The following is a 13203-nucleotide window of genomic DNA, read 5'->3' as shown; positions in this document are numbered from 1 at the left end:
GGATTAGAAATCCTGGATTTTGCATAAAACACAGTACCCTCGGACAGAGGGAAAAGAAACGCCTGTGAAGATCGTTGGTTGCGAGGTCGATGAAACAGGAATCCACGGGGCTTGCCCAGTGTGAGATTACCAACCAAGAAAATGAACCTAATAAAAGGATTGAATTTATTGCCTTTTGCTTTGAGGGGGAATACGGTTTGAGCCTTAGTGTAAGCCTGATAATGGTGAAGTGTGACATTCGCCCAATGATTCCGAACTGTTTGCCATTTTATTGGGTTACTCATAATGAACAAGAGGCAACATGGGATGAGTTTCAGTTTGTGAGAAGAATCTCACATTCAAAGCTGTCGCCCATTATATGAACTGGACAGTGATCTACGATCCGGAAATGGTTCTGTTTGCTTCCGATGAGGAAAGTGCGTACATTTCTGAGAGTTACGATGTATGTTCAATAATTATCCAGGGCACATCTGGTACGTATGACTTTCATAACTGCTCAGAATGGACAAAGACTCGTAACTTTTTATCAGTTGATGGTGCGATTGTAGAGGACATGGGAGAATGTCTAACTGTGGAAAATTACATCACCCCTGTGACCTTTCCGAGGAGGCACTATTATCTATATTGCAGGGACTGGGAGTTGATTTTGATAAGCTCATACGGGAGCAGAGATTCATCCTCAAGGAGATGGCCTAACTGCACATAGATGATCAAGCACCCGTAAACTCTAACCGTCACCTGTTCAAGAAAAATAAAGTATTAGCCCCCCTTTAAGGAAGGAGAAGGGGGGCTAAAGAAAAAGGTGTGGAACGCGGATTGTTTCTGCATTTTTTACAAAAATCCGATTATTTCTACAATTACAAAAGAAAAGTGTCGAAATAAAATTATTTTCAAACCATCTATATATTGGTATATTTTGTAGTAGATCGAAAAACAAGGAAATTAATTAGTATTTTGTGTCGTTGTCATGATTTTTGTGTTAGTGGTAGTAGAGTATTCTTCGGCTATTTTTATTGGGGAAGCGCTGACTCATTTATGCATGTTATTCGTTTTTGTATCAGGAAGAATTGTAACAAAAAGTACGACCCAAGACCCTTTCTATTGGAGGGATCTAACGTGGTCTAGGTGTAAACGAAGAAGATCATTGAGTAATTCTTAGTTTCTTCATTGGTGGTAAAGTCGTATATTCAGCGTACGTTGGCTCATACCATTTTGTTTCATTCAAACAAATAGCTTCTTATTACCACTCATGCAGCACGTTAGTAGTGTCGGAAGAGCTGAATTAAAAAGTCATCATTACGGTCGCACACAATTAATCGATTCTTGTCGTACCCGTATCTAAAAGGAGCGCTGATAACAATAATATTTATTGCTTTTAATGTTTTCTGTACAAGTTCATAAAAGTTCTGCAGATCTTCCTTCATGATGAGCAGGTAGGGCTACTGTCACACAAAAATCCATATTTAGTAAAATGTAAGGATATATTACATATTTGTATTTCTCCATATTGTATGTTTCGAACTAATTAACATAAGTCATTCAATATTTAGAGTCTTAATATCTAGTATTTTAAGGATTTGATCAAATATGTTAGGAACGAGCGGCATTCAATACGATATGAAAATACCCATGGTTGAAATTTTTCAAACAGTTGAAGGGGAGGGAACTAGAGCAGGATTCCCCACGACATTTGTAAGAGTATTTAATTGTAATCTTAGATGTACCTGGTGTGACACAAAGTATAGTTATGCACCTTACAAACCTGAATTTACAGCTACGATAGGAGAAATCGTAGAGCAAGTTAAAAGATTTCCGAATAAACATATTTGTTTAACGGGTGGAGAACCTCTGATACATGGGGAAAGATCGTTGATGCTTTTAAAAGCATTAGCGGAGATCGATTATATAGAGGATATTCACATTGAGACAAATGGCGCGATTAACATTAGTGAGGTTTGTAGATTTCGAGAAAGTCACCCAAATTTCAAGAAGAAGATACGCTTCATCTTAGATTACAAACTACCAAGTAGTGGTGAAATGAAAAAGATGATTTTAGAAAACTTTGATTATTCGCAAGATAATGACGAGGTTAAATTTGTAATTAGCGATTCTAATGATTTTGAGGTGGCTACAAGGATTTTAAAGAAGTTGTATAAAAAAGGAACAGTTCTATTTAGCCCTGTATGGGAAACTATGCCACCTGATAAATTGGTAAATCTCGTGTTATCAAATCAATTGGTAAATGTTAAGGTTAGTCTTCAACTACACAAAATTATTTGGGACCCTAATAAAAGAGGGGTATAGGAGGTATGAAAATGAAGAAAGCAGTTGTTATATTAAGCGGTGGGTTGGATAGTGCAACCTGTATGGGAATTGCAAAAGATGAAGGGTACGAATTGTATCCAATTACTTTCCATTACGGTCAAAGACATTCACGTGAGGTTGAAAGTGCTATTAAAATGTCTGAATATTATGATACAAGGAGTCATAAAGTAATTAATTTAGATTGGTTAAGGCAAATAGGGGGAAGTTCCTTGACAGATATAAGCTTGGATGTTCCAACTTCAGGGTTAACAGACGAAATTCCAAATACTTATGTCCCTGCACGTAATTTGATTTTCATAGCATTGGCAACAGCATATGCGGAAGTAATTTCAGCATCAGCTTTATTTCTCGGTGTCAATTCATTAGATTACAGCGGTTATCCGGATTGTCGTCCAGAATTTATTCAATCGATGTCAAAAACAATCAATCTAGCGACCAAAAATGGAGTAACTGGAATGAATATCAAAATAGAAACTCCATTAATTAATATGACAAAAGCTGAGATTATCAAAAAAGGACTTGAGTTGGGCGTTCCTTACCATCTAACAACATCTTGTTATCAAGGTAAAGAACTAGCTTGTGCGAGATGTGATAGCTGTCGTTTACGTATTAAAGGATTCCAAGAAAATAAGATCATAGATCCCATTGACTATGAAAAATCTATTGTTTGGAATTAAAGGAGAAATTTCATGAAACAAAAATACCATCTCGTTAAACATTTCTGGATTGCTTGTGCACATCGTGTACCAAATGCTGGTAAGTGTGATAGAATTCACGGACATAATTATAAAGTTACTTTTTGTATCGAAGGATCAAAGTTAGATGATAAAGGAATGTTAATAGATTTTCGTGATGTTAAGCACTCGATTGAGGATAAATACGATCATTATTTATTAAATGATTTCCCAGAATTCGATGTTGACCAAGGTGGATCTGCACCGTCTACTGAAAAAGTTGCAGAAGTATTTTATTCAATCATAAAAGATCTCTGTTTAATGAAAATAAATCAACCCAAAGTAAAGTGGGTTGAAGTACAGGAAACCAATGAAGTCTTTGTAAGATACAGCGAGGAGTTGGAAAATTAAAATGAACCACACAGTACTCAATGTAGATTTAGAAGAAAATATTAAATTAATTCTTCAATACATTGGAGAAATTCCAGAAAGAGAGGGCTTAATTGAAACTCCTAAAAGAGTCATAAAGATGTATGATGAAATTTTTAAAGGTTATAAAGAAGATCCTAGTTCGTATTTGCGAAAAACGTTTAAAGAGGATCACAGGGAGTTAGTATTGGTAAAAGATATTTCATTTTACTCTCATTGTGAGCATCACATGGTACCTTTTTTTGGGGTTGCTCATATTGCCTACATACCTAACGGTTTTGTGGTTGGATTAAGTAAAATTGCAAGGATGCTGGAAGCTTATGACAGGAGGCTTCAATTACAAGAAAGGTTAACATTTCAAGTTGCTAAAACCATGTTTGAGGTGCTTAATCCTTTAGGAGTTATGGTAGTGATAGAAGCAGAACATTTTTGTATGACTATAAGAGGAGTTCAGAAACCAGGTGCAAAAAACGTAACAACGGAGACTCTTGGTATTTTTACTGAAGATAATGAGTTAGTTCATAAGGTCTTAGACCTTATAAAAACTAAATAATGTTTTATGAAAAGGAGTGATTAAATTGCGAGATATTCACACTGAAACAGAAATCACGCTATTGGGAAATCAAAACGTCGAATATCCAAGTAATTATTGCCCTGATTTGTTGGAGAGTTTTGAAAATCTTCACCCAGATGTTGACTATTTCGTCAAATTTAACTGTCCAGAATTCACCAGTCTTTGCCCAATAACTAAGCAACCAGACTTTGCAACGATTCATATTAGTTATGTACCAGATAAAAGGCTAGTAGAAAGTAAGTCTTTAAAATTGTATTTATTTAGTTTTCGAAATCATGGGGACTTTCATGAAGATTGTGTTAATAAAATAATGAAAGATCTCATTAATCTGTTGGAACCAAAATATATTGAAGTCTGGGGTAAATTCCTTCCTCGTGGCGGGATAAGTATTGACCCTTATGTAAACTGGGGTAAAGAAGGTACTCGTTGGAAACAAGTAGCGGAACATAGACTGTTTAATCATGATTTAAATCCAGAAAAAATTACAAATCGATAAATTAACGGAGGTTGAGTTCGATGAATGTAAACACTGTATCTAATGCCTATCTTATACTTGAAAACGAAATTGCAAAAATGTTTGATGAACAAGTCATAAATGGACCTTTCTATTCTGCATTTAGTCAACGTAAACTGACCGATGAACAGATTGCAAAGTTTAGTATTCAATATGGTCATCACAGATGTTATTTCCATCAACTATTGGGTGCAACAATAGCATGTGCTCCTCCATGCGATAAATGGTGGGCACCAATTGTTGAAAATTTATATGATGAATGCGGCAGGGGTGTAGCAGGTATGGGTCATGGTGAACTCTATAATACTTATTTGAAGAGTGTGATCCCTGATGTTGAGTTAACCGCATTTGGTACACCTGCTATACCAGCTGAGGATTTTATTTTTGAATACAACCGTTTGGCTTTAGACTTTTATAAGAATGCAACTTACCTTGAAGCCTTCGGATATATGGGGCCAGGTAACGAATTATTAACCATTCCCATGTATAAAAGTATTTTAATAGGTCTTGAAGAAAGAGGATATGACTTAAATTTCTGGAAGATCCATATTGAGGAAGTCGAAGAAGAGCATTATGGTTCTATTAGAAATCTTTTAAGTTCTTATGAAGATGAAGAAAGTTTGAAACAAATTGAAAATGGCGCAAAAACTTCTATAGAACATATGAAATGGTTCTATAACGAATTCTATGACTATCTGTTTCTAAAATAGTTTCAACTGTTTTTTTAGGCTAAATTCAAGTAAAGTACATTAATTAAATTACCAGGTAGAAGGAGCTAATCATGACATATCTCGTTCTTAGTTATGCTCATCAAGCGGAGATGCCATACCATGAATGGCTTCCGGAGATAAAAGACCAACTCATTCTATTTGTGAATGGTGAAATTTCAAATTCGTTTAATCGACAACAATATTCATCAATTTTTTCTTTTAAAAATTATAGCAATAATGGGAATGTCGAAAGAGAAGCTATTCTTTTAAACGAGAGACACCATATCAAGCGAATACTGGCTCTTGACGAATTGGATTTGATTCGAGCGGCACAGCTTCGTGAACTCTTTGGTATTGAGGGACAGAGTGTAGAGAGCGCCGTTACTTATCGAGATAAATTAATTATGAAACAGTATATGAGAAAAAAAGGAATACCTGTTCCGGATTTTAGGTTAATAAATTCACCGCTCGACTTATTGTCATTTGTCAAGGAACATAACTATCCCGTTATCGTAAAACCTCGTGATCTTGTCGCTTCAATCGGAGTTTCAATAATCCGTGATTCTACTGAATTAGAGGAATGGCTTACACATCATTTTCGACCTAATATGTTGGCTGAGAAATATATTGAGGGAAAATTATATCACATTGATGGATTGGTAAACGATGGAGAAATAAAACTTTGTTGGCCATCCACTTACCACACACTTAATCGATATTGGTTAGATACCGACTTTCATTCGAGTCATATGTTGGAGCAAGAAAACCCAGTTTTTCAACGATTGGTAAATCTCACAAGTAAGGTTATTGGATTGATGCCTTCTCCAAAGACGTTTACTTTCCATTTAGAAGTATTTGAAAAGCCAAATGGCGAATTGCTCATCTGTGAAATAGCAAGTCGTACCGGATGGGCACGTGTTAATAAGACAATTGAATACACTTTAGGAGTAAATTTAAATTGCTCTGTTTTACGTCTACAATGTGACCTTCCTGCTAATACACAACCGTCTTTACGTAAGCTTGGAGGGTGGATCTTATGTAAACCTCAAGCTGGTGAATTGGTATATGTTCCATCTGAAGTACCTTTTGATTTTGTAGTTGAGTACCAAGTCACAGGAAAGCCTGGAATGGTTTACAACGGAGCTAAAAGCTGTGTTGATTCCATTGCCAACATGATTGTTATGGCGAATACAGAAGTAGAGTTACGTGACAATATAAGTAAAGCCCAGCAGTGGTTTGTTGAAAATACAAAATGGAGGTACCTAGATGAGATCTAACACAAATCATGGGCTGCCTGTTATTAAAACAACAATTCCTGGGCCCAAATCGCAACAACTCCTTAGCAAACTTCGGGAATTAGAAGCACCCAACTTGACAAATACAGATAATGAAATAACGATTGTTTGGGAAAGAACAACAGGCGCGAACATAATTGATGTAGATGGAAATCAATACATTGACATGGCTGCCGGTTTGAATGTTGCAAACATCGGACATACTCATCCCGCTGTTCAGGCTGCTGTTAGCAAGCAGATTGAGGAAATGTTGCAAGGAATGGGTGATTTCCATGCAAACATAAGAAAAATCGAGTTTATGGAATTTATTCAAAAAATTATACCTATTCCAAATGCTAAAATGATCGTGTCGGTTAATGGATCGGATGCAGTTGACAGTGCCCTAAAAACCGCAAATCTAGCAACAGGAAAGAGTGGTTATATTGCGTTTTATGGAGCGTATCACGGGATGGGGGCAAAAAGTATTGAAGTAACAGCACGTCATCATTTCCGAAGACCTTTTAAAAATGAAACAAAGAAATCGACTGCATTTGCACCCTATCCTTACTGTTATCGGTGTCCTTATGGTGAACAAGTTGATACCTGCAAGCTTACTTGTTTAAAAACAGTTCAGGATATGATTGAAAATACTGCCTCAGGAGTAGAAGATGTGGCGGCCGTTATTATTGAACCAATTCAGGGACGAGGAGGAGTGGTAGTTGCTTCACAGAAGTTTCTTCAAGGTTTGCGTGAAATCTGTGATCGTAACAATGTGTTATTAATTTTTGATGAGATACTAACAGGCTTCGGACGTACAGGTAAGATGTTCTCCTTCCTTCATAGCGGAGTGATACCAGACATTATGACCATCGGGAAAGGGCTTTCTTCTGGTTATCCAATATCCGTTTGTGCAGCTAAACAGGAAGTAATGGACAAAGCGTGGGGACAGTATAATGGAGAGCCCATTCATACTAGTACGTTCCAAGGAAACCCGTTGGGATCAGTAATTGCCATGGCATCCATAAAAGAGTTGCTAAATTCAAACTTAGTTGAAAAGAGTCACTATGATGGATTGTATCTACAAAAGGAGTTAAGAAATCGAATCGGTGCTCACCCTAATGTCGGTGATATACGTGGAAATGGCTTGATGGTAGGGATTGAGCTAGTCAAGGATCGAGATACCAAAGAAGCAGCACCAGAACTCTGCTGGGAAATTATACGCAGGGCTATGAAAAAGGGTGTACTTCTATTGAATGGTGGTCACCAAGTCAATGTATTGTGCTTAACTCCTCCACTTTGCATTACGAATGAGCAGTTAAATTTTGTTATTAATACACTTGAGACGATACTCAATGAATTGAAAGTCGAGCTTTATCAACAAAATTAGGAGGCTCTTTATGGATTTTGTTTTTTTTAGCAAGAGACCTTTTGCTTGGGCTGAAAACAAACTTGTTGAGGAAATATCAAAGCTAGGATACAAGGCAGAGGTCTGGGATTGGGATCAAGTTGAAGTAGTAGCAGCTCCTTTCGAATTTTTTTATCAAGGAATTAAGAGAGAACTTCCTAAGGTGGCTATGTTTGAATCAAGAATTCGTTCAAGATATACATTAGGAGATCGGTTATATCTGTTTGATGCACTTGAATTACTAGAACAGCAAGGAATGACAATTTTAAACTCACCACAGGCGGTACGAAAAGCGAGTAACAAGGTATATGCGGCAAACGTACTTCAACGGGCCGGCATCCGTGTTCCTTCAACACGGATGGTCAGTTCGGTAGACCAAGTCGGTAGTTGTTTAAAAGAGTGGAAAGATATTATCCTTAAACCCCTTTCCGGACATGCATCGATTGATATCAAGCGCTTAATTTTAAACGAATTTCGGTACGGGGATGAAATTGCTGATGTTTTAAGTATTTTTCAAGAGATTGAGGTATGGCATCTTATCCAAAACTATAAAGTTCTATGCGCACAGCAATATGTTTCTAATCCTGGATATGACCTACGCATTAATGTAGTTGGAGACAAAGTAGTTTCCATTTGGGCCCTCGATTGTTTTCCAAATACTTGGCGAACTAAGGATATAAATGAAGGTAAGAAATTACGGAAATATGAATTAACAAAAGAACTAGAAGATATTGCATTAAGTGCGGTTAGTGCGTTAGGTCTCGATTATGCTCCAATTGATTTGATTGAGGGACCTGATGGGCCTATAATCATTGAAGTTAATTCTGCTCTGTCAATCTGGCCAGGGCATGAAAAAAGTGGATTCACCATCGATCCAGAGGGTAGTGTGAAATATTATGTTCAAATGATTGAGGATCGGATTAAATCATGAACACGCTTGTTATCGTAGCACCTCCTGTTTACCAAAAATACGTTAACGCAGCTGCACTTTTATGTCCTGAAATAATCTGGATTGGACCTGACGTAATCGAATTAGATAATAAGCGAGAAAATGTTATTTGTTTTGAAGCTAATGCCCGTGTATATGAGGAATTACATCAGGTTTTCAGACAGGTAATTGAACAATATCCAGTTGAACAGATCGAAACGCCCTATGAGTTTTATATAGAAAATGTGGCTTACCTTCGTGAAGTATTCCAGATTCCTGGATCAACGGTTGCTCAAATTGTTCCCACTCGTTACAAAGACGTAATGAAAGACTGCTTTGTACAACATGATGTACCATGCGCCAAACACAAGAAAATTAGCAACCTTGTCGATCTTACGGAGTTTGTTCAATTACATGGGTATCCGATGATTTTCAAACCTTTAAATAATGCTGGCTCTCGAAATGTCTTTCGGATAACCTCAGAAGAAGAAGCGGTTGAAAAAGCAAAATATTTTCTCGATGTTTTAGAAGAGCCATTCCTTGCTGAAGAGTTTATTGATATCCAGCAAGAAGGAAGCTATGACGTAGTAATCGTTGGAGGAAAGGTTGTTTTTGGAACCATTTCTGTTTACGAACCACTTGTTTTGGAAACAGCTGCTCGCCCGGGAGGTCAACGGATCTATATTCGTCATGACTTGCCAAAGGAATTGGATCAGGCGATCAGAATATATGGTCAAAAAGCAATTGAGGCCCTGAACATTACCCACTCTTTCGCTCATATTGAGTACATGATTGATCGCAAAGGACGCTTATTAATTGGAGAAGTGGGAGCGCGTATACCCGGTGCTCAAATTCCCTTACTAATGGGATTATCACAGGGTATATCTATGGAACAAGTATGGGCTGAACATCTTATCTACCGAAGCTGTCAGCATGAATTGAACAGAACATGGCATACTGGAATTCTTTTTATAAATGCTGAAACAGATCAACCGATCCAAAAATTAGAAAACCTCGATCTGATATTACAACTTTACGGTGAGGCTATCGTATACCAGCAGTTACCTTCTATTGGTCAATTACCAAAATTGCACAGACTCAATATGGATGACACTGACGCGTTTATAATAGTAAAAGATAGAAGTTCTAAACGAGTAAAGGAAATCTTAGATGATATTTCTCAGTTATTAAAAATAACTTAAAAAAATTTTTGTTAAAATTCCAGCCGTAATATTTTCAAGTATCAAATAATGACAAGTTGAATGGGAGTTCGTAATAGAAAGATTTTGTGACAAACATCGCAAAGTAAGGGGACTACACAAGAGAAAATACCATGGAATTAATTTGAATGTATTCTTGTCAATACTTTAGAATCAAAAAGCCTATTGGGGAGCGAGTGTCCGTTCGCCCCCTATCATTTTCTATCCGGATCCATATGATTCCAAAAATGGTGGTTTTGACATTGTTAAGTTGTTTCATGAATATTTATGATTTTTATATTGATTTTACAAACAAAAACTGACTGCTAAGTTTAGGATTCCGCATCGCTTATTTTAGAGAAGCAGTTGCTAAATTAACTTGAGAAAGGAATGTAGCAAAGTTGAAACCTCGTTCACTCTTCACCAATCCAACCTTCTTAGCTCTTTGGATTGGCCAGGCAGTTTCTGAATTAGGAGGGGCTTTAGGGGCGTTTTGTAACTCCCTAATTCTATATAATCTCACGGGCTCGAAAATAGAGATGGGTACGCTCTGGCTTATTTACTTTATTCCTTCACTCCTGATACAACTTGTAATTGGACCTTTTATAGATATCTGGAGTAGGAAAAAAATTATGGTTTTCTCTCAGTTGTCTCGTGGCCTTGTGTTTTTGGTTCCGATTTTCATGTTGTTATTCGACGAGATCCATGTTTGGAATCTCTTTGTTGTTCAATTTGTTCTCGGAATTATTCAACCTCTTTATGTGCCAGCAAGTTTAGCAATCTCACCTACCCTATTTAAAAAAAATGAATTAACTAATGTAAATGCATATATAGATGGTACCGTACGACTAATGAGTATTCTTGCACCAACTCTAGGTGGTATCATCTCCGTTGTGATCGGTGTTACAAATACACTCTATATCGTTTGTTTATGCTTTTTATTGAGTGCTACTTCTTTACTTTGGGTGCATGAGAAAAGTTCGGAAAACATACAAGTGAGATTAGCCTGGTTTAAAGAGTTAAAAGGCGGTATTTCCTATTTTCTCAATCAAAAGCATCTAGTTTGGCTAGGATTTTTTGCAGCATTCATTCAATTTGCTGTAGGCGTTACGATGGTTTTGAATGTTCCTTTTGTTACGGATGATTTAGCCGGGAGCTCTTTCGAATTAGGATTATTTCTGTCCGGTTTTCCAGCAGGGTATCTAGTAGGTAGTTTCTTTGTTCCGCGTATAAAAATATCAGAAAATAGACGCCGCTTTATGTTGGGAGCTATTGCTATTGGTGGACTTTCTTTTGTTCTACTTAGTTTTGTTTATGAAATATGGCAAGCTGTTGTACTTGAGATTATTGCTGGAATGTCAACTCCATTTTTTAACGTACATAGTACAAGCATATATCAGCGCAGTGTTCCGAATGAGATGCTTGGGAAGGTTTTTTCAGTTCGATTATTAATAATCCGAAGTGTAATGCCATTAGGAGTATATTTTGGAGGGCATTTTTCTGAGGGATATAGTGTTCGATTAAGTTACTTATCAATTGGCTGCTTGGTGTTTATTGCTGCCGTTATCGGCATTCTTCTCCCATATTTCAAATTTCTTGAGGAAGATACAGTAAACACTACTCTAGATGAAAAATTCGGTTGAATCATGAATTATTCGAAGATGTTGTCCTTAAAATTAATCTCTAAGCTAAGAGGACAATTCGGGATTTAAAAATCCTGTTAATACCTAACATCTGTTCTATAACAATCGCTTTTTAGCGTTCTTCGAGATGGAAAGATGTATTTTCAATTACAAAGAAAGTTTTTTATAGAATAGACGTGTCACTTTAATTTTAAATTTATACTCATAAAAAAGTTTTAGTAGAAATTAATTCACTTATAAAATATTTAGGCAGGTGAATACCATGGATGTTAAAGTTCTTAATACTTCTGCTAATGAGCAAAAGCTTTGGAAACAACTTGCTCGTTTAAAAGAAATCTCTCCTTCTTTGGCTAATTGTGTAGATCTAGAACGAATCAAACGAGTTGCGACAGATATCCACTTTTATGCAGAGAACAATTCCGATTTTGAATCTCAAAAGGAAGGAGGACGTGGAGATGTGTATCGATTAGCGCAGCGTATCCCGGTTGTACGAGCGATTGGTATTCTTAATTTATTTCGTTTAGTTGCTTCAGAAGAAAACCTTGAGAATTTATTACCCAACGATCTTATACTGGATGCTCTTGGTGGGGATGGTGTTTTAGTAAGAGCTTTAAAGCAATTACTTCCTGAATCGTCTATCCCTAATATATTGACGAGCGATTTGTCTGAAGAAATGATAAGAGGTGCAGTAGAGTACGGGATTCCTGCATTATGGCAACCAGCTCAACAATTACTTTTAAAGGACAGAAGCATGGATGGTGTTATTTTAGCATATGGTACGCATCATATTCCTAGAGCCCAGCGATTGATAGTTTGCAAGGAAGGGTTCCGAGTATTAAAGTATGGTGGACGTTTTGTTCTTCATGATTTTGAAGAAGGTTCTCCAGTAGCAAGATGGTTTAAAGAGATAGTTGACCGATATTCTTACACTGGACACGATGTACCGCATTTTACTAGGGAAGAGATTGCAAGTTATCTTATTGAAGCTGAATTTAGATCAGTTAATGTCCACTATGTTTATGACCCATTCATAATAAGCGGTAAATCTGAACCCGAGTTACGAAAAAATCTATCGAGATATCTTATGGAAATGTATGGGCTTTATCGCCTAAAAGAGCAAATGAATGAGGAAAATGCCCTAAATTTTATCTACGAACGAGCTAAAGAAATTTTTCAATATGATTACGAAAAGGTAGGACTTGATAAAGATTTTGGGGTTTCTAAAATTGCAGTATACGAACAGTCTGGAAAATTGAAAATAGAAATGCCGCGTTTAGCGATTGTTGGGGTTGGAATAAAACTATCTACTTAGATTTACTTCTTTAATATTTATGCTTTCTGTTATTTGTAGACAATTTTTAAATAGTGAAGGTAAGAATAAACTTTTTAGTAACGAGAATTGTGATGACAAGACATCAAGGACAGCCTCACCTGTATTGGTTGACTATCTTACGAGCCTCTACTTGGTTGGAACTTGCATAAATTGTGTTATCAATAAATAGCAGAGGATTTAAAGTGATTGTATAAT

13 protein-coding genes are annotated in these 13203 nt (G+C 36.6%); all 13 read left to right on the top strand.

What is annotated here, in order from left to right; translation table 11 throughout:
- Nucleotides 1–89: 89 nt before the first annotated feature.
- A complete protein-coding gene (locus tag ACH33_RS11320) occupies nucleotides 90–362 on the top strand; it encodes a hypothetical protein (RefSeq protein WP_057899116.1) in 273 nt (90 codons plus the stop codon).
- 1225 nt (nucleotides 363–1587) lie between these two features.
- Nucleotides 1588–2304, top strand: a complete 717-nt coding sequence (locus ACH33_RS11315; RefSeq protein WP_057899115.1) for a 7-carboxy-7-deazaguanine synthase QueE — start codon at nucleotides 1588–1590, stop codon at nucleotides 2302–2304.
- 11 nt (nucleotides 2305–2315) lie between these two features.
- Complete coding sequence (gene queC, locus ACH33_RS11310) at nucleotides 2316–3002, top strand: 7-cyano-7-deazaguanine synthase QueC (RefSeq protein ID WP_057899114.1); 687 nt, start codon at nucleotides 2316–2318, stop codon at nucleotides 3000–3002.
- A 12-nt stretch (nucleotides 3003–3014) separates the two neighbouring features.
- Nucleotides 3015–3410 (top strand): 6-pyruvoyl trahydropterin synthase family protein, encoded by a 396-nt coding sequence (locus tag ACH33_RS11305; RefSeq protein WP_057899113.1) that lies wholly within the window; start codon nucleotides 3015–3017, stop codon nucleotides 3408–3410.
- 1 nt (nucleotide 3411) lies between these two features.
- Nucleotides 3412–3981 carry a GTP cyclohydrolase I FolE gene (gene folE, locus ACH33_RS11300; RefSeq protein WP_057899112.1) on the top strand — a complete coding sequence of 190 codons (570 nt, stop codon included), beginning with the start codon at nucleotides 3412–3414 and terminating at the stop codon, nucleotides 3979–3981.
- A gap of 19 nt (nucleotides 3982–4000) precedes the next feature.
- The gene (gene queF / locus ACH33_RS11295; RefSeq protein ID WP_175493610.1) at nucleotides 4001–4498 is read left to right on the top strand and encodes a preQ(1) synthase; all 498 of its coding nucleotides are present in this window, start codon (nucleotides 4001–4003) and stop codon (nucleotides 4496–4498) included.
- A 20-nt stretch (nucleotides 4499–4518) separates the two neighbouring features.
- Nucleotides 4519–5226, top strand: coding sequence for an iron-containing redox enzyme family protein (locus ACH33_RS11290; protein ID WP_057899110.1), 708 nt, complete (start codon nucleotides 4519–4521; stop codon nucleotides 5224–5226).
- Between the two features lie 71 nt (nucleotides 5227–5297).
- Nucleotides 5298–6503, top strand: a complete 1206-nt coding sequence (locus ACH33_RS11285; RefSeq protein WP_057899109.1) for an ATP-grasp domain-containing protein — start codon at nucleotides 5298–5300, stop codon at nucleotides 6501–6503.
- Nucleotides 6493–7887: an aspartate aminotransferase family protein gene (locus ACH33_RS11280; protein WP_057899108.1), complete on the top strand. Its 1395-nt coding sequence runs from the start codon at nucleotides 6493–6495 to the stop codon at nucleotides 7885–7887. The genes ACH33_RS11285 and ACH33_RS11280 overlap by 11 nt, the downstream gene beginning before the upstream one ends.
- Before the next feature lie 10 nt (nucleotides 7888–7897).
- Nucleotides 7898–8836 carry an ATP-grasp domain-containing protein gene (locus ACH33_RS11275; RefSeq protein ID WP_057899107.1) on the top strand — a complete coding sequence of 313 codons (939 nt, stop codon included), beginning with the start codon at nucleotides 7898–7900 and terminating at the stop codon, nucleotides 8834–8836.
- The gene (locus ACH33_RS11270; protein ID WP_057899106.1) at nucleotides 8833–10035 is read left to right on the top strand and encodes an ATP-grasp domain-containing protein; all 1203 of its coding nucleotides are present in this window, start codon (nucleotides 8833–8835) and stop codon (nucleotides 10033–10035) included. The genes ACH33_RS11275 and ACH33_RS11270 overlap by 4 nt, the downstream gene beginning before the upstream one ends.
- Before the next feature lie 398 nt (nucleotides 10036–10433).
- Nucleotides 10434–11675 (top strand): MFS transporter, encoded by a 1242-nt coding sequence (locus ACH33_RS11265; RefSeq protein WP_057899105.1) that lies wholly within the window; start codon nucleotides 10434–10436, stop codon nucleotides 11673–11675.
- Nucleotides 11676–11937: 262 nt separating this feature from the next.
- A complete protein-coding gene (locus ACH33_RS11260) occupies nucleotides 11938–12987 on the top strand; it encodes a class I SAM-dependent methyltransferase (RefSeq protein WP_057899104.1) in 1050 nt (349 codons plus the stop codon).
- The last annotated feature ends 216 nt before the right edge of the window (nucleotides 12988–13203 follow it).

Source organism: Aneurinibacillus sp. XH2 (genome assembly GCF_001439585.2).
GTDB classification, from domain to species: Bacteria; Bacillota; Bacilli; order Aneurinibacillales; family Aneurinibacillaceae; genus Aneurinibacillus; species Aneurinibacillus thermoaerophilus.
The sequence above is the reverse complement of the archived record's forward strand: the minus strand, read 5'-3'. Positions and strand labels throughout refer to the sequence as shown.